The sequence below is a fragment of the Micromonospora echinospora genome, assembly GCF_014203425.1.
Taxonomy (GTDB): Bacteria; Actinomycetota; Actinomycetes; order Mycobacteriales; family Micromonosporaceae; genus Micromonospora; species Micromonospora echinospora_A.
The window spans coordinates 2409684-2426382 of record NZ_JACHJC010000001.1 but is presented as its reverse complement, the minus strand read 5'-3'; the positions used below and the strand labels follow the sequence as shown (position 1 = coordinate 2426382).

Sequence of the window (16699 nt, the reverse complement as noted above, 5' to 3'; positions counted from 1 at the left end):
CCTCCCTCGTTCCTCTGCGAGGCGCGCTGTACCCGATCCGCGTGACTCGTACACGCCGGACCGGCGCGGCGTCAGAGCGAGGTCATCTCACCGGTGTCGAACAGGTCCTCACGGTGCGCCTCCGGCTGCCACAGATCCGGCTGGGCCGGCTCGTCCACGCCGATGCGCATCGCCTCCAGCTGGGCGGCGAAGGCCAGCCCGCCGAAGAGCGCCATCCCGGTGAGGTTGGCCCAGAGCAACAGGGCCATCATGCCGGTCAGCGCGCCGTAGGTCTGGCCGAATCCGCCGCTGTACTTCACGTAGGCGGCCAGCAGCAGGCTGGCCAGCCACCAGATCGCGATGGCGATGGCCGCGCCGAAGACGAGCCAGGACAGGCCGGGCTGCCGGCGTCGCGGCGCGTGCCGGAACAGCACCGCCACGGCGAGCACTGTCAGGCCGAGGCTCAGCGGCCAGCGGATCACGTCCCAGCCGGCCATCGCGACGTCGCCCCACTCGTAGTGCCGCCGTACCGACTCGCCCATCGCCCGGCCGCCGACCAGGATGAGGAAGCCGGCCAGCGCGGGCACGCCGGCGACCACCGCGAGGACCGTGGCGCGCAGGTACTTGCCCAGCGCCGGGCGGTCCCGCTCGACGCCGTAGATCCGGTTCGCGCCCCGCTCGATCTGCGCCATCGTGGTGGTCAGCGCGACCAGCCCGGTGAGCAGGCCGAGGGTCAGCGCCAGCTCACCGGCGCTCTCGCTGCGCTCGCTGTCGGTCAGCAGTTGCTGCACCATGGCTTCGCTCTGGCCGGGCGTGATGGCCAGTACGGTGTCGGCGACGACCTTGCCGCCCTCGTCCACGCCCAGGTCGGTGATCAGGCCGGTGAGCGCGATCAGGAACGGCACCACCGCCAGGCAGAGCTGGAACCCCAGCGCCCGGGAGTGGCTGAAGCCGTCGCCGTAGCGGAACCGGACGAACGCGTCCCGCAGCAGGCACCAGCCGCCGTGCCGGCGCAGCGTGTGCCAGGCGTCGTCGGCGGACAGCTCGTTCTCGGTCATCAACCGGGTCTCGGGAACCAGCTTGGTGCTACTCACGGCGGGCCTCCTCGACCAGGTGCTCGCCGCGCTCGCCGACCGCGTCGGCGTCCTCCGCCAGGTCGGGGTGCTCCTCCGGGCGCGGTACGCAGAGCCAGAGCGACTCGGGGCGGATGGTGGCCTTCAGCGACCGGCCCGGCTCGATCAGGTCGCCGTCGAGCTGCCGGGGCTGTGCCCGGGTGCTGGTGATCTCGACCGAGCGGGCCCGGAACACCTCCATCCCGGGGACTCGGTCGCGTCGGCGCAGCACCGCCCAGCCCATGGCGAGCCAGTGGCCCAGCGTGCGCGGCGTCAGCACCGCCACGTCGAGCCAGCCGTCGTCCGGCTCGGCGTCGGTGAGCAGGCGTACCCCGCCCTGCAGGCGCCCGACGTTCGCGACCAGGACCGAGCGGGCCCGGCGGCGCAGCGGCGGCTTGCCGTCGATGCGCACCGAGACCCGCATCGGCCGGTCCCGCAGGTGCCGGGCGGCGCCCACCACGTACGCCGGCCAGCCGATCCGCTTTTTGGTGGTCTCGGAGGTGGAGTCGAGCATCTGGGCGTCGAAGCCCATCCCGGCCATCACCGCGAAGCACTGGTCGCCGACCACGCCGACGTCGAGGCGGCGCATCCCGCGCTCGACGGCGACCTGGAGCCCGGCGGCCAGTTCGCCGGAGAGGCCGAGGTTGGCGGCGAGCAGGTTTCCGGTGCCCTGGGGCAGCACCGCGAGCGCCACGTCGGTGCCGGCCAGCGCGGTCACGCAGGCCATCACCGTGCCGTCGCCGCCGCAGGCGAAGACGACCTCCGCGCCCGCCTTGACGGCCTGTTCCGCCTGCCCGCGGCCCGGGTCCTCGACTGTCGTCTCGTACCAGGTCGGGGCCGGCCACCCGGCGGCGGCGAGCGCGCCGTCCACGGTGCGGCGGAACTCCTCCAGGTCCGTCACCTTGACCGGGTTGACCACCACTGCCGAGCGCGGGGTGCGGTTCTCCGCGTTCACCGGGCGCTTGTCGTCTGCACCGTCCACGGCGTCAGTGTGCAGGACACGGGGCGTGACGGCGACCCGGCGCAGCGGGACGTTGCGAGGACCGCAAACAGGTTTGAAACCTCCGGTGGCCTCAGGCGGCCTCGCGCAGCGCCGCGTCGATGCGGCGGCGCAGGTCGTCGATGTCCGCGCCGGCCTCGGTCAGCACCACCGCGGCCAGGCCGTTTCCCTCGCGCAGCAGGCCGAGCAGGATGTGTTCGGTGCCGATGTGCCGGTGGCGCAGCCGCAGCGCCTCGCGCAGCGACAGCTCCAGCGCCTTCTTCGCCCGGGGCGAGAACGTGCCGTGGTCCGTCCCGCGACGCCACCACCGGCGCGGACGCGGCGTCGCCTCGCGCAGCGCGTCGGGGCCGAAGGACTCCTCGATCCGGGACACGATCGCGGCGAGGTCGATGCCGATCTCGCGCAGCGCCGCGGCGTCCGCCTCACCGAGCCCGTCCACGCCCCGCGCGGCGTGGCGGGCCAGCGCGGCGCGCAGGGCGTCGGCCTCGATGCCGCCGGCCGCCAGCAGCCGGGCGGCCAGGCTGTCGCGGTCGGCCAGTACGCCGAGCAGCAGGTGCTCGGTGCCGACCGGCCGCCGCCCCTCGGCGCGGGCCTCGTCGAGCGCGTGGCGCACCACGGTGCGGGCCCGGTCGGTGAATCGTTCGAACATCACGCCTCCCAGCTGTCGCGTACCGCCGGTCGCCCGGCGTGCTTCTTGTGGACCGCCTGCCGGCTGACCTCGAGGGCGTCGGCGATCTCCTGCCAGGACCAGCCCTGTCGCCGGGCGTTGTCCACCTGGATCACCTCGAGCCGTTCGAGCAGCCGGCGCAGGGCGAGCACGGCGCGCAGGCCGACCTTGGGGTCGGTGCTGCCGGCCGCCGCCGCGAGTTCCGTCGCTTGACTCATGCTGTCAATGTAGGTTGACAGCATGAGTCTTGTCAACCCTGGTTGACACTCGTCGTGGCCTACCATCCCCGGCCCGCGGCGGTGTTACGGTCCGCTGGTGTTCCGCCGCCGTCCGCTGGACCGGCCGGTCGAGCCCTCGTGCCGGCTCACCGCCGGCCGCCTCACCCTGGAGATCGCCGGGGGCGGCGTGGTCGGGCACCGCTACCCGGAGAACTACGACGTGCTGCACGTCGACCCGGAGCTGCCACTGGCGGTGGTCTGCGACGGCATGGGCGACGGCGAGGGCAGCCGGATCGCCGGCACGACCGCGGCCGAGACGTTCGTGGCGCAGGTCCGCGCCGACTGGCCCACCGTCGGCCCCGCCGGGCTGCGGGCCGCCGTCGCCGAGACCCAGCGGCGGGTACGCCAGGCCGGGGCGGCGCAGTCCGGCCTGACCGGATGCACGCTCACCGCGCTCGTGGTCCAGCCCGACGGCGAACAGGGCTGGCTGGTCCAGCTCGGCGACTCGCGGGCCTACCGGCTGCGCGACGGGCTGCTGGAGCTGGTGACTGTCGACCACACCATGGCCTGGCTCGGCCTGCTGCACGGCTGGTGGCCGCCGGACTCGCCGGAGGCGGCCCGGGCCCGCTACCAGCTGCTGCGCTACGTCGGGCACCCGGACCGGCCCGAGCCGGACCTGCTCGCCGTGCCACTGCGCCGGGGCGACACCTGGCTGCTGTGCACCGACGGGATCAGCGACCAGCTCGGCTACCACCGGCTGCGCGACCTGCTCGCCACCCGGCGCGACCCGGCGCGGACCACCGAGGCTCTGCTCGCCGCCAGCCTCGACGAGGGCGGCGAGGACAACGCCACAGCCGTCGTCCTGCGCGTCCATCCCACCCTGCCCGCCCCGCGCTGACCGCCAGTTCCGCCGACCCGGTCCGGCGCACCCGGTCCCGCGACTACGGTGAGTGAAAAGCGGGGTCGGGGAGGTGAGCCGGGGTGGCCGCACCCAGCCACGGTTCGGTGGTGGTCGGCGTGGGCCGGTCGGCGGAGGATCTGGCGGTGGTCCGCACTGCTGCCGCCGAGGCCGCCGCCCACCACCTGCCGCTGCACCTGCTGCACGCGTTCAACTGGGCCGCGACGCCCGGGCCCGCCCCGGCCGGCGGTAGCCGCACGGACGCGGAGAACCTGCTGGAGACCGCCGGCCAGGCGGCCGCCGAGTGCGCGCCGGAGGTGCCGGTCAGCGGTGAGATCGTCGAGGGCTCACCGGTCGAGGCGCTGCTGCGGGCCGCCGACACCGCGTTCCTGGTCGCGCTCGGTGACGGCGGCATGTCGACCCGACCCAAAGGCGTACCGACCGACACGCCGGCCGTCGAGGTGGCCGCCCGGGCCGGTTGCCCGGTGCTGATCGGCCGCGTCGAGCCGGCCCCGCCCGGACCGTTGATCGTCGGCTTCGACGGGTCGTCCAGTTCCCGCGCCGCTCTCGGGTACGCCTTCGACTGCGCCGAGAGCCGCGGCGCGCGCCTGCTCGCCGTCCGGGTGATCGAGCCCGAGTGCGGCGACGGCGACGACGGACTGCTGGAGGAGGCGGTGAACCGGCACGCGGCCCGGCATCCCCGGGTCACCGCCGACTGCCTCACCGTCCACGGTGAGCCGAAGTCCGTCCTGCTCGACCGGTCCCGCGCGGCGCAGCTCGCGGTGGTCGCCGCGCGGGGCGACGGGCCGGTGACGTCCACTCTGGGCGCGGTCAGCCAGTCCCTGCTCTACCATTCGCCGGCCCCGCTGATCGTCGTACGAGGGCTCAGGCCGGGCGACGAGGACGGATCGTGACGCCCGCGCGAGGCGGGACCTACGGCCCTGACCGGCGACTCCGGGCAGGGGCGAAGCTGGACGCGCCGGGGAAGAAAATGTGGTCCCCGAGTGGCGGCCGACCCCGAGCCACGAGAGGCTGAGACAGCATGGACACCGCGGTGAACCTGCACAGCCCCCTGACCGAGGAAGAGTTGCGTCGGCTGGACGCCTACTGGCGCGCGGCGAACTACCTGACCGTCGGCCAGATCTACCTGCTCGACAATCCGCTGCTGCGCGAACCGCTCAGACCCGAGCACGTCAAGCCGCGCCTGCTGGGCCACTGGGGCACCAGCCCTGGGCTCAACCTGCTCTACACACACCTCAACCGGGTCATCGTCGACCGGGACCTGTCCGCCATCTTCGTCACCGGCCCCGGCCACGGCGGCCCGGCGCTGGTCGCCAACACCTGGCTGGAGGGCACCTACAGCGAGCTGTACCACCACATCCCCCGCGACGAGACCGGCATGCAGCGGCTGTTCCGCCAGTTCTCCTTCCCGGGCGGCATCCCGAGCCACGTGGCGCCGGAGGTGCCGGGTTCGATCCACGAGGGCGGCGAGCTGGGGTACGCGCTGAGCCACGCGTACGGCGCCGCGTTCGACAATCCGGACCTGCTGGTGGCCTGCGTGATCGGCGACGGCGAGGCGGAGACCGGCCCGCTGGCCGGGAGCTGGCTGTCGAACGTGTTCCTCAACCCGGCCCGCGACGGCGCGGTGCTGCCGATCCTGCACCTCAACGGCTACAAGATCGCCAACCCGACCGTACTGGACCGGATCCCCGGCGAGGATCTGCGGGACATGATGCGCGGCTTCGGCTACCAGCCGTACGTGGTGGAGGGCGACGACCCGGGGACCGTGCACCAGCTGCTCGCCGCCACGCTGGACCGGGCGGTCGACGAGATCGGTGAGATCCAGCGCCGCGCCCGTTCCGGCGGGCGCGTGGAACGCCCCCGCTGGCCGATGATCATCCTGCGCACGCCGAAGGGCTGGACCGGCCCGTCCCGGGTCGACGGCAAGCAGGTCGAGGGCACGTTCCGCGCCCACCAGGTGCCGATCTCCAAGGTCCGGGACAACCCGGAGCACCTGGCCGAGCTGGAGCGCTGGCTGCGCAGCTACCGCCCGGAGGAGCTGTTCGACGCCACCGGCGGGCCGGTCGCCGAGGTGGCCGGGCAGCCGCCGACGGGTGACCGCCGGATGAGCGCGAACCCGGTGGCCAACGGCGGCCGGCTGCTGCGCAACCTGGAGCTGCCCGACTTCCGCGACTACGCGGTCGACGTACCGACGCCGGGCGAGCCGATGGCCGGCGCGACGGGCGTGCTCGGCCCCTGGGTACGCGACGTGATCGCGCGCAACCCCGAGACGTTTCGTCTGTTCGGCCCGGACGAGGTCGCCTCGAACCGGCTCGGCGCGGCGTTCGAGGTGACCGACCGGGCGTTCGTCGGCGCGGAGGTCCCCGGCGACGACCACCTCTCCCCCGACGGCCGGGTGATGGAGGTGCTCTCCGAGCACCTGTGCCAGGGCTGGCTGGAGGGCTACCTGCTGACCGGCCGGCACGGCATCTTCACCAGCTACGAGGCGTTCATCCACATCGTCGACTCGATGGTCAACCAGCACGCCAAGTGGCTCAAGGTGACCCGGCACATCCCGTGGCGGGAGCCGGTGGCCTCGCTGAACTACCTGCTGTCCAGCCACGTGTGGCGGCAGGACCACAACGGCTTCTCGCACCAGGACCCGGGCTTCATCGACCACGTGATGAACAAGAAGGCCGAAGTGGTCCGCGTCTACCTGCCGCCGGACGGCAACACGCTGCTGTCCACCATGGATCACTGCCTGCGCAGCCGGCAGTACATCAACGTGGTGGTGGCCGGCAAGCAGCCCGCGCCGAACTGGCTGACCATGGACGAGGCGGTCCAGCACTGCCGCCGCGGCCTGGGCATCTGGGACTGGGCCAGCAGCGACGACGGCGCCGAGCCGGACGTGGTGCTCGCCTGCGCCGGCGACGTGCCGACGCTGGAGACGCTCGCCGCGGCCGATCTGCTGCGCCGGCACCTGCCGAACCTGAAGGTGCGGGTGGTCAACGTGGTCGACCTGATGCGCCTGCAGCCGCCGTCGGAGCACCCGCACGGCCTGCCGGACAACGAGTTCGACACCATCTTCACCCGCGACAAGCCGGTCATCTTCGCCTACCACGGCTACCCGTGGCTGATCCACCGGCTCACCTACCGGCGCACCAACCATGAGAACCTGCACGTCCGCGGCTACAAGGAGGAGGGCACCACCACGACGCCGTTCGACATGGTGATGCTCAACGACCTGGACCGCTTCCACCTGGTCATCGACGTGATCGACCGGGTGCCGGGGCTGCGGTCGAGGGCCGCGCACCTGCGTCAGGACATGGTGGACGCCCGCCAGTCCTGCCGCGACTACACCCGGCGCCACGGCGAGGACGATCCCCGGGTCGCCGAGTGGCGCTGGGTCCGCGAGAACGATCCGGCGGTAAGGAGTGGCGAATGAAGGAGGAGATCCTCGTCGGGTACGACGGCTCCGCTGACGCGGCTGTCGCCCTGAACTGGGCGCTGGACGAGGCGGGCCGCTCGGGCCGGCCGGTGCGGCTGGCGTACGTCTTCGAGTGGCTGACGGTGACCGGCTGGATCGGTCCCGGGGTGGCCCCGGGGGTGTGGCCGGACGAGGCCGCCCGCCGGCAGGTCGAGGAACTGGTCCGCAGGGCGGCGGCGGACGCCGCCGCCGACCGGCCCGGCCTCACCGTGCACGGCGAGGTGTTCGACGGCCCGCCCGCGCTGGTGCTGCAGGAGCGCTCCGCCGAGGCCGGGATGCTGGTGCTCGGCAGCCGGGGCCACGGCGGCTTCGGCGGGCTGCTCGCCGGCTCCACGGCGGTCTCGGTCACCGCGCACGCCCACTGCCCGGTGGTGGTGGTCCGCGACGGTCAGCCCGCCACGTCCGGGCCGGTGGTGGTCGGCTCGGACGGCTCGGAAACGGCGCTGCGGGCGCTCGGCTTCGCGGTCGAGCGGGCCGCCCAGCGGGACGTGCCGCTGCGGGTGCTGCGGGTCTGGGAGCCGCCCGGCGACAGGTGGGTGTCGCCGGACTTCGACCCGGAGGAGACCGCCGCCGCCGAGCGGGCCGCCGCCGAGGCGGAGCTGGTCACCTGGCGGGAGAGCTTCCCCGACGTGCCGGTGGAGGTCGAGGCCGTCCCCGGCAGCCCGTCGGCGCTGCTGGTGGAGGCGAGCCGGTCGGCGCAGCTCGTGGTGGTCGGCAGCCGGGGCCGGGGCGGGTTGCGGGGCATGCTGCTCGGCTCGGTCAGTCAGCAGCTCATCCAGCACTCGCACTGCCCGGTAGCCGTGGTACGCGAGCGCTGACCGCCCTCAGCGGCCGGACGCGGTGGAGCCCTCCTCCGGGTTGAGCGAGAAGTAGTCCTCCTCCTCCTGCGCCAGGTGCAGGCGCAGCACCGCGTCCAGGCCGTAGAGCGCGGCGAGCAGGTCGGGCACCTCGTCACGGCGCAGCCGGCCGTCCGGCTGCGCCGTGAGGTGCCCGCCGATCCGCTCCACCAGCCGCACGATCTCCACGTGCGCCCGGCTCATCGTGGAGGTCGCCTCGTCGCTGCCGAGCGGCCCGGCCAGCGCCGGGTAGAGCTGCCGGTCCTCGGCCGCCTCGTGCGGCAGCACCTCGTCGACCAGGCGGCGGTGCACCTCCCGCAGCGCCGGCAGGCACTCCGGGTCGTCCGGGCGGGTCGCCACCAGGTCGGCGGTGTCCCGCAGCCGGGCCAGCACGTCGCGCACGCCGCCGTGCTCGCCGGCGTACCTGTCGATCAGCTCCACCGTGTGCGGGGGCAGGTCCCGCCGCCGCAGGCCGCCGCCGAGCGCGCGCAACGCGTTGAGGATCACCAGGACGTCGATGCCCTCCTGGAGGAACGCGCCGGCCACCGGTGGCAGCCGGCCGGCCGCCGCCACCAGCATCGCCAGCACCGCCAGGCCCATCCCGACGGTGGCGCTCTGCACCGCGATGCGGCGGGCGTACCGGGCGATCTCGACGGCGTCCGCGAGCCGGTCCAGGCGGTCCACGGTGAGGACCGCGTCGGCCACGTCGGCCGAGGCGGTCGCCCCGGTCGCGCCCATCGCCACCCCGACGTGCGCCTCGGCCAGCGCGGGGGCGTCGTTCACGCCGTCGCCGACCATCACCGTCACCGCGTGCGCCGACTCCTGGCGTACCCGCTCGGCCTTCTCCTGCGGCGAGCAGCGCGCGATCACGTCGTCCACGCCCACGATCTGCGCCACCTGGCGGGCCGTGCCGGGACGGTCGCCGGTGACCATGACCAGCCGGGTCAGGCCCGCCTCGCGCAGCCGCCGCACGGTCCGCCGGGCATCCGGGCGCACCGGGTCCTCCAGCAGGATCGCGCCCAGCGGCCCGTGGTCGTCGCTGACCCAGACCGCGGAGCGCCCGGCCCGTTCGGCGCGCTCACCGAGCCGGCCCGCCCACTCCGGCGGCTCGCCCGCGAGCTGCCCGACGTGCACCGTCCGCCCGTCCACGCGCCCGCTCACCCCGTGCCCCGGCTCCTCGGTGACGCCGGTCGGTTCGGCCAGCGGCAGCCCGCGTTCGCGGGCCTGCCGGACCAGCGCGGCGGCCAGCACGTGCGGGGAGAGCTGCTCGACCGACGCGGCCAGCCGCAGCACCTCGTCCCGGTCGCCGCCCGGCGCCGTCACCACCTCGGCCGCGCGGGGCCGGCCCGCGGTGAGCGTGCCCGTCTTGTCCAGCAGCAGCGTACGGGCGCGGCCGAGCTGCTCCAGCGAGCCGCCGTCACGGACCAGCACGCCGCGGCGGGCCACCCGGGACAGGCCGGAGACCACGGCGATCGGGGTGGCCAGCAGCAGCGGGCACGGGGTGGCCACCACGAGCACCGCCACCGCCCGGGTGAACTCGCCGGACAGCAGCCACGCCAGCCCCGCCAGCACCAGCGTGAACGGCACGAACGCGGCGGCGTACCGGTCGGCGAGCCGTACCATCGGCGCCTTGCGTGCGGTGGCCTCGCCGGCCAGGCGGACGATGCCCGCGTAGGTGCTCTCCGCCGCGTTGCGGCGGGCCCGCAGCCCGAACCCGGCGCCCGCGTTGACCACGCCGCTGGCGACCTGCTCCCCCGCCGCGCGGGTGACCAGTTGCGACTCGCCGGTCACCACCGACTCGTCGAGCGTGGCCGCCTCCTCGACCACGCCGTCGACAGGCACCACATCGCCCGGCCCGACCAGGAGCCGGTCCCCGACCGCGACACGGTCCAGCGGCACCACCTCGATCCCGCCGTCCGGGGTTCGCCGGCGGGCCTGCCGGGGCGCGCGTTCCAGCAGCGCCCGCAGGTCGCGGGTGGCGCGGCGCTGGGCGTACTCCTCCAGCGCCCGCCCGGTGGCGACCATCACCGCGATGACGGCGCCGGCCAGGTACTCCCGCACCAGCAGCGCGCCGAGCAGCGCCAGCACCGCGATGACGTCCACCCCGAACTGCCGCAGCCAGAGCTGGCGCAGCGTGGTCCACGCGGCCGGGACCAGCGCGACCAGTGTGACCGCCGCCCAGAGCAGCCGGGCGGCGTCGTGCGCGCCGGCGAACCACAGCGCCGCCCCGGCCAGCACGGCCACCGTGAGCAGCACCAACGGCGCCCACTCGGTCCACGCCCACCGCCGGGCGCGGGCCGGCTGCTCGGGTACGCACTCGCGTGGCTCGGTTCCCACCCGAGAATCGTCCCAGTCCGGGCGGGACGACGCTGGCGATCCGAGCGGCGAGGGACGCCTGCGGGGTGGCCGGGCATGCCCGAGGATGGAGCGGCATCCCCCACCCGGGCGTCCCGGGCGTGGGGCACGATGGGGAAAACAGGAAAGGTCGTGACGATGAGCCACGAGACGCCGGCCGGCGATCGCCCGTTGACCACCGCGCTCGCGGAGGCCGCCGGAATGGCCGGCCACGCCCCCTCGGTGCACAACACGCAGCCGTGGCACTGGACGGTTCTGCCCGACGCGCTGGAGCTGCGGGTGGTACGCGAGCGGCACCTCAGCGCCATGGACCCGGAGGGTCACCTGCTGGTGGTGAGCTGCGGCGCCGCGCTGCACCACGCCCGGGTGGCGCTGGCCGCCGAGGGCTGGACCCCGGTGGTGGAGCGGCTGCCCGACCCGAAGGAACCCGACCTGCTGGCCCGGATCACCAGCCTGAAGCACACCGGCGCCGACCCCGACGCCATGCGCGTCGTGCAGTGCATGCAGGTCCGGCACACCGACCGGCGGCCGGTCAGCGACGAGCAGATCCCGACCGCCGCGCTCGGCGACATCGACCGCGCCGCCACGCTCGAGGGCGTGAACCTGCAACTGCTCGACGACACCCAGAAGATCCAGCTCGCCAGCGCCGCCCAGCAGGCCGCCGCCGTCGAGGCGGACAGCCCGGAGCTGCGCGAGGAACTGGCGTACTGGACCAGCCGGGCCGGCACCGGCACCGGGCTGCCGCCGGAGGTGCTGCCCGAGCAGGCCCCGCAGACGACCGTTCCGGCCCGCGACTTCGGCCGCGCCGGTTCGCTGCCGATCGGCCCCGGCCACGACAAGACCGCCGTGTACGGGATCCTCTGGGGCGCCGACGACGAGCTGATGAGCTGGCTGCGCGCCGGTGAGGCGCTCTCCGCCGCCTGGCTCGCCGCCACCCGGCACGGGGTGTCGCTGGTGCCGCTGTCCGGCGTGGTGGAGGTCGAGGGCACCCGCGAGGTGCTGCGGCAGATGCTCGCCGGCCTCGGTTTCCCGTACATCAGCATGCGGCTCGGCATGGCCGACCCGACGCACGCCGGACCGCCGCACACCCCCCGGCTGGACGTCACCGAGACCGTCGACACCTCGGCGGTCCGCGACCGGCTCACCTGACCGGTCTCGATCAGGGCGGCCACCGGGCGATACGATCGCCCGGTGGCCGCCGCACCCCAGCCCCAGCATGAGCACGTCGCGCCGTCGCTCGGGCTGACCCCGCTGTCCCGCGTCCGCCTGGACGAACTGCTCCAGGAGATGCTCGACCGCGTCGGCGAGGTGGTGACCAGCCGCGAGCGGCTACGGGCGCTGCTGGACGCCGTCGTCGGCATCGGTTCCGACCTCGACCTGCGCAGCACGCTGCAGCGGATCGTGCAGTCGGCGTGCGAGCTGGCCGGCGCCCGCTACGGCGCGCTGGGCGTGATCGGCCCCGACCGGATGCTGCACGACTTCATCGTCCACGGCATCAGCCCCGAACTGCACGAGAAGATCGGCGAGCTGCCGCACGGCCGCGGCGTGCTGGGTCTGCTCATCGACGAGCCGAAGCCGGTACGCATGCCGGACATCACCAAGCACCCCAACTCGTACGGCTTCCCGCCGCACCACCCGCCGATGCACAGCTTCCTCGGCGTGCCGGTACGCATCCGCGACCACGTCTGGGGCAACCTCTACCTGGCCGAGAAGCAGGGCGCCGCCGAGTTCACCGAGGACGACGAGGAGATCGTGGTGGCGCTGGCCGCCGCGGCCGGCGTGGCGATCGAGAACGCCCGCCTCTACGCGCTGGCGCACCGGCGGGAACGCTGGCTCGCCGCCGCCGCGGAGATCACTTCCGTGCTGCTCGGCGAGGTGCGCCGCACCGACGCGCTGACCCTCGTGGCCCGCCGCGCCCGCGAGGTCGCCGAAGCCGAGCTGGCCCTGGTGCTGCTCTACGACGAGGACGAGGCACAGTTCACAGTCGAGGTGGTCGACGGCGCCGACCCGGTCACCCGGGAACTGGTCGGCGTGGTGCTGCCGGCCGCCGAGACCAGCTTCGCCGCGTCCGCCACGTCGGGCCGGCACGACCAGGTGGAGAACCTCGCCGCCGCGGCGCCCTGGCCCCGGCCCGTGGTCGCCGGGCCGGCCGTGGTCTCCCCGCTCGCCGCCGCCGACACGCTGCACGGCGTCCTGGTGATCGGCTACCGGCCCGACCACGGCCCCGCCGCCGACGACGACCTCGCGCTGCTGGCCAGCTTCGCCGGACAGGCCGCGCTCGCCATGGAACGGGCCCGCGGGCAGGAGGAGCGGGAACTGCTTGTCGTCCTGGAGGACCGCGAACGCATTGCCCGCGACCTGCACGACGTGGTGATCCAGCGGCTGTTCGCCACCGGCCTGCAACTGCAGAGCGGCGCGATGAACGCCCGCCCCGAGGCAGCCAAGCGGATCAACCAGGCCGTGGACGACCTGGACGCCACCATCCGCGACATCCGCCGCACCATCTTCGAGCTGCGTACCCCGATGAGCGCGGCGCTGCGCACCGAGATCCGCGAGGCCATCGAGGTGGCCGCCGAGTCGCTCGGCTACCGGCCCGACCTGGAACTGGTCGGCCCGATCGACAGCGCCGTCCCGGACCAGATGCGCCCCGAACTCACCGCCGTGCTGCGCGAGGCGCTGTCCAACGCGGTACGCCATGCGCAGGCCGGCCGGGTCTGGGTGTGTGTCCGCGTCGACTCCGGCCGGGTCGAGATCACCGTCACCGACGACGGGGTCGGGTGCGACCCGGAGGCGGCCCGCAGCGGGCTGGTCAACCTGCGCGAGCGGGCCGAGCGGCTGGGCGGCGAGTTCTCGCTGCGCCGGGCCGAGCCGCGCGGCACCGAGCTGCGCTGGAGCGTCCCGCTCGACTGACCGGCGTCAGGTGTTCTTGCCGAGCAGCCGGGTCGCCAGCACCGCCGCCTGGGTGCGCCGCTCCAGACCGAGCTTGGCCAGCACGCTGGAGACGTAGTTCTTCACCGTCTTCTCGGCCAGGAACATCTTCCCGGCGATCTCCCGGTTGGTGAGCCCCTCCGCCACGTACTCCAGGATCCGCCGCTCCTGCTCGGTGAGCGACTTCAGCTCCCGGGGCTGCTCCACGCCGCTGCGGATGCGCTCCAGCACGCGGGTGGTGATCGCCGGGTCGAGCAGCGACTGCCCGGCCGCCACCCGGCGGACCGCGTCCACCAGGTCGGTGCCGCGGATCTGCTTGAGCACGTACCCGGCGGCGCCCGCCATGATCGCCGCGAACAGCGCCTCGTCGTCCTCGTACGAGGTGAGGATCAGCCCTTTGATCGAGGAGTCCACGGCGCGGACGTCCCGGCAGACGTCGATGCCGTTGCCGTCGGGCAGCCGGGCGTCGAGGATCGCCACGTCGGGGCGCAGCGCGGGGATGCGGCGCGCCGCCTCCTGGGCCAGGCCGGACTCGCCGACCACCTCGATGTCGCCGCTGCTCTGCAGCAGGTCGGCAAGGCCACGACGGACGACCTCGTGGTCGTCGAGCAGGAACACCCGGATCATCAGTCCTTTCTACCCGCTTTCCCGCCTCAATAGCACGGGTCGAAAGTCCCGTCCTGCACGCGCCGGCCAGGACCGACGGCCGGGCCCAGGTGGGGACCTCCGGCCCTGCTCAGGGCGCGGCCCGCTGACGCACCGTTAGTGACGTACCGGACGGGGGAGCCGGCGCCGCACGAGAGGAAGCCCACCATGACGACCGAATACACCACCGCGGACCTGCGGGCCGCGGTCGCCGACGCGGTCCGGGCGCCGTCGCTGCACAACACCCAGCCGTGGCGGTTCCGGGTGGTCGACGGCGGCATCGAAGTGTCCGTCGACCCGCTGCGCGGTCTGCCCGCCACCGACCCGACCGGGTGGGGCGCGCGCATGGCCGCCGGCGCGGCGCTGTTCAACCTGCGCCTCGCGCTCGCCGTGGCGGGCACCCCGGCCACGGTGCGGCTGCGCCCGTACCCCTCCGACCCGGACGTCGTGGCCCGGCTCGTGCCGGACGTGCCGCGCCGCCCCACCCCGACCGAGCAGAGCCTGTACGGGGCGATCAGCCGCCGGTTCAGCAACCGCGCGCCGTTCTGGCCGGACCCGGTGCCGGCCGAGGCCCGCTGGCGGCTCGGCGAGGCGGCCCGGGCCGAGCAGTGCTGGCTGGAGCTGGTGATCGGCACCAGCGCGGTGAACGCGGTCGCCGAGGTCGCCCGCAGCGCCCACCGGGTGCTGGAGCGCGACCCCGCGTACGTGGCCGAGCGGACGGAGTGGATCCGCTCCGAGCCGGCCGCCGACGGCGTGCCCGCCGTCGCCGGCGGACCGCAGAGCGAGCCGCAGGACCTGCTGCCCCAGCGCGGCTTCGGCGGCCGCAACCGCGCACCCGGCCGGGACTTCGAGCCGGAGCCGCTCGTCGCGGTGCTCGGCTCGGCCGGCAACACCTCCGCCGACCAGATCCTCGCCGGGCAGGCGTTGCAGCGGGTGCTGCTCACCGCCACCGACGCCGGGCTCAGCGCGTCGATGCTGTCCCAGCCGATCGAGGTGCCGGCCGCGCGGGAGGCGCTGCGGATGTCGCTGGGCCGGTTCGGCACTCCGCAGATGGTGATGCGGATCGGGTACGGCCAGCCGGGCCGCGCCACCCCGCGTCGCTCGGTCGAGGAGGTGCTCGACCTGCCGGTCGTGCCGGCCTGACCCGTATCCCTCCGCAGGTCAGGCCGACCGCATGGCCCCGCGTACCGGCGGCGGCCCGGTGCCTGATCAGGCGGGGAGCGAGGCCAGCAACGCGGCCTCCCGCTCCGGCTCCAGGCCGACCGGGGCCCGCGCCGGCCGCCCCGCGCGGTCCGGCACGCGCCCCACCTCGCGCAGCCACCGCCAGGTGTCGGCGACCGTCTCGGTCACCGGCCGGCACACCAGCCCCGCCGCGTACGCCCGCTCGACGTTCCGCTCCTGCAACCACCGGTACTCGTGCCCACGCGGCACCCAGACCGGCAGGTCGTTCCACGGCACCACCCCGGCCGCCAGGATCGGCTCCGGCGCCGTCCACCGCAGCGTCGCGTCCGATCCGGTCGCCGCCACCGCAGCGTCGAGCAGCTCGCCCATCGTCGCGTGCCCGGTGCGACCGATCACGTTGTACGCCCCGCCGACGCCCTCAGCCCCACGGTCCAGCAGCCAGTTCGCCAGGTCGCGGACGTCCACGTACTGGATCGGCAGGTCACGCGGCCCGGGCGCCAGCACGTCCCCGCCCCGGGCGATGCGGTGCAGCCACCACGGCAGCCGCCCGATGTCCTCCCCCGGCCCCAGGATCAGCCCGGCGCGCACGAGCAGCGCCCGGTCACCGAACACCCGGGTCGCGGCGAGTTCCCCGCCCGCCTTGTTCGCCGGGTAGTCGCCGTCGTCGGCGTCCGGGTCCGCCGCCACCGTCGGCGCCTCCTCGCCGGTGCCGAGTTCGACGGGTGGCGCGTACACCGAGCCGCTGGACACGTAGACGTAGTGCGGCACCGCGCCGGCCAGGGCCAGTGCCGCATCCCGGACCGCCCGGGGCGCGCCGTCCCAGGTGTCCACCACCAGATCCCACTCGCCGCCTGCCAGCGCGGCCAGCCCGTCCGGCATCGTCCGGTCACCCCGCAACCGGTGTACGCCGGGCGGCGCCTGCCCGTGTACGCCCCGGTTGAACACTGTCACCTGCCAGTCGCGGCGTACCGCCTCGGCCACCACGGCACCACCGACGAAGCCCGTACCGCCAAGCATCAGGAGTCGCATGCGTCCCAGAGTGCCGCCCCGTGTCGGGTACGGCGTGCCCTGTTCACGGTCAGCGGATCTGCCAACGGCAGAACCCCGCGGTCGGCAGCCGGCCGCGCTGCGCGGACGGGCCTGCGGCTGCACGCAGTGACCGGAGGAGCTGCCGCGCTGCCGGGCTCCACGGCCCCTCGCCCCTGACCGCCGATCTTGGAGTTGTGGCGCCCAGGATGCCCGGTTGACACCTTTCGCGAGGTGCCACAACTCCAAGATCGGCGGGCTCAAGCAAGATCACGGGCGGGTTCCGAGCACCCCCGAACAGCCCTCCCCGGAGTCGCCCGCGATCTTGCACTTCTGTGCCCCGCATAACGCGCGAATGGGACACCC

Annotated in this window: 13 protein-coding genes and 2 pseudogenes; 7 read left to right on the top strand and 8 right to left on the bottom strand. The window is 74.4% G+C overall.

Annotated features, from left to right (window positions below; translation table 11 throughout):
- Positions 1-71 precede the first annotated feature (71 nt).
- The 5 genes and pseudogenes from FHU28_RS11530 to FHU28_RS11515 form a co-directional block, all read right to left on the bottom strand.
- Entirely contained in the window at positions 72-1073 is a 1002-nt protein-coding gene (locus FHU28_RS11530; RefSeq protein WP_184683598.1) for a YihY/virulence factor BrkB family protein, read from the bottom strand.
- The gene (locus FHU28_RS11525) at positions 1066-2073 is read right to left on the bottom strand and encodes a diacylglycerol/lipid kinase family protein (RefSeq protein WP_184683596.1); all 1008 of its coding nucleotides are present in this window, start codon (positions 2071-2073) and stop codon (positions 1066-1068) included. Before FHU28_RS11525 ends, FHU28_RS11530 begins: the two co-directional genes overlap by 8 nt.
- A gap of 91 nt (positions 2074-2164) precedes the next feature.
- Positions 2165-2377: pseudogene (locus tag FHU28_RS33340) on the bottom strand (Clp protease N-terminal domain-containing protein); the annotation flags it as partial.
- A 159-nt stretch (positions 2378-2536) separates the two neighbouring features.
- Positions 2537-2740 (bottom strand): annotated as a pseudogene (locus tag FHU28_RS33335) (Clp protease N-terminal domain-containing protein); the annotation flags it as partial.
- Positions 2740-2976 (bottom strand): HTH domain-containing protein, encoded by a 237-nt coding sequence (locus tag FHU28_RS11515; protein WP_043325563.1) that lies wholly within the window; start codon positions 2974-2976, stop codon positions 2740-2742. The pseudogene FHU28_RS33335 and the gene FHU28_RS11515, both read right to left, overlap by 1 nt.
- A gap of 97 nt (positions 2977-3073) precedes the next feature.
- Here FHU28_RS11515 and FHU28_RS11510 point away from each other — a divergent pair, with 97 nt between their 5' ends.
- The 4 genes from FHU28_RS11510 (at position 3074) to FHU28_RS11495 (ending at position 8179) form a co-directional block, all read left to right on the top strand.
- Entirely contained in the window at positions 3074-3874 is an 801-nt protein-coding gene (locus FHU28_RS11510) for a PP2C family protein-serine/threonine phosphatase (RefSeq protein WP_184683592.1), read from the top strand.
- 83 nt (positions 3875-3957) lie between these two features.
- The gene (locus FHU28_RS33045; protein WP_184683590.1) at positions 3958-4788 is read left to right on the top strand and encodes a universal stress protein; all 831 of its coding nucleotides are present in this window, start codon (positions 3958-3960) and stop codon (positions 4786-4788) included.
- Between the two features lie 128 nt (positions 4789-4916).
- Complete coding sequence (locus FHU28_RS11500) at positions 4917-7319, top strand: phosphoketolase family protein (RefSeq protein ID WP_184683588.1); 2403 nt, start codon at positions 4917-4919, stop codon at positions 7317-7319.
- A complete protein-coding gene (locus tag FHU28_RS11495) occupies positions 7316-8179 on the top strand; it encodes a universal stress protein (protein ID WP_184683586.1) in 864 nt (287 codons plus the stop codon). The genes FHU28_RS11500 and FHU28_RS11495 overlap by 4 nt, the downstream gene beginning before the upstream one ends.
- Positions 8180-8185: 6 nt before the next feature.
- Here the strand turns inward: FHU28_RS11495 and FHU28_RS11490 are convergent, their stop codons facing one another.
- Complete coding sequence (locus tag FHU28_RS11490; RefSeq protein ID WP_184683584.1) at positions 8186-10534, bottom strand: heavy metal translocating P-type ATPase; 2349 nt, start codon at positions 10532-10534, stop codon at positions 8186-8188.
- 156 nt (positions 10535-10690) lie between these two features.
- Between FHU28_RS11490 and FHU28_RS11485 the strand changes: the two genes are divergently transcribed.
- Positions 10691-11701 carry an Acg family FMN-binding oxidoreductase gene (locus tag FHU28_RS11485; RefSeq protein ID WP_184683582.1) on the top strand — a complete coding sequence of 337 codons (1011 nt, stop codon included), beginning with the start codon at positions 10691-10693 and terminating at the stop codon, positions 11699-11701.
- A gap of 93 nt (positions 11702-11794) precedes the next feature.
- Positions 11795-13462, top strand: a complete 1668-nt coding sequence (locus FHU28_RS11480) for a sensor histidine kinase (protein WP_184689438.1) — start codon at positions 11795-11797, stop codon at positions 13460-13462.
- A gap of 6 nt (positions 13463-13468) precedes the next feature.
- Here the strand turns inward: FHU28_RS11480 and FHU28_RS11475 are convergent, their stop codons facing one another.
- On the bottom strand, positions 13469-14107 hold the full coding sequence (locus tag FHU28_RS11475) for a response regulator (RefSeq protein WP_013284884.1): 639 nt from the start codon (positions 14105-14107) through the stop codon (positions 13469-13471).
- 186 nt (positions 14108-14293) lie between these two features.
- Between FHU28_RS11475 and FHU28_RS11470 the strand changes: the two genes are divergently transcribed.
- On the top strand, positions 14294-15268 hold the full coding sequence (locus tag FHU28_RS11470) for an Acg family FMN-binding oxidoreductase (protein WP_184683581.1): 975 nt from the start codon (positions 14294-14296) through the stop codon (positions 15266-15268).
- Positions 15269-15334: 66 nt separating this feature from the next.
- Here FHU28_RS11470 and FHU28_RS11465 read toward each other — a convergent pair whose 3' ends face one another.
- Complete coding sequence (locus FHU28_RS11465) at positions 15335-16336, bottom strand: NAD-dependent epimerase/dehydratase family protein (RefSeq protein WP_184683579.1); 1002 nt, start codon at positions 16334-16336, stop codon at positions 15335-15337.
- Positions 16337-16699 lie beyond the last annotated feature (363 nt).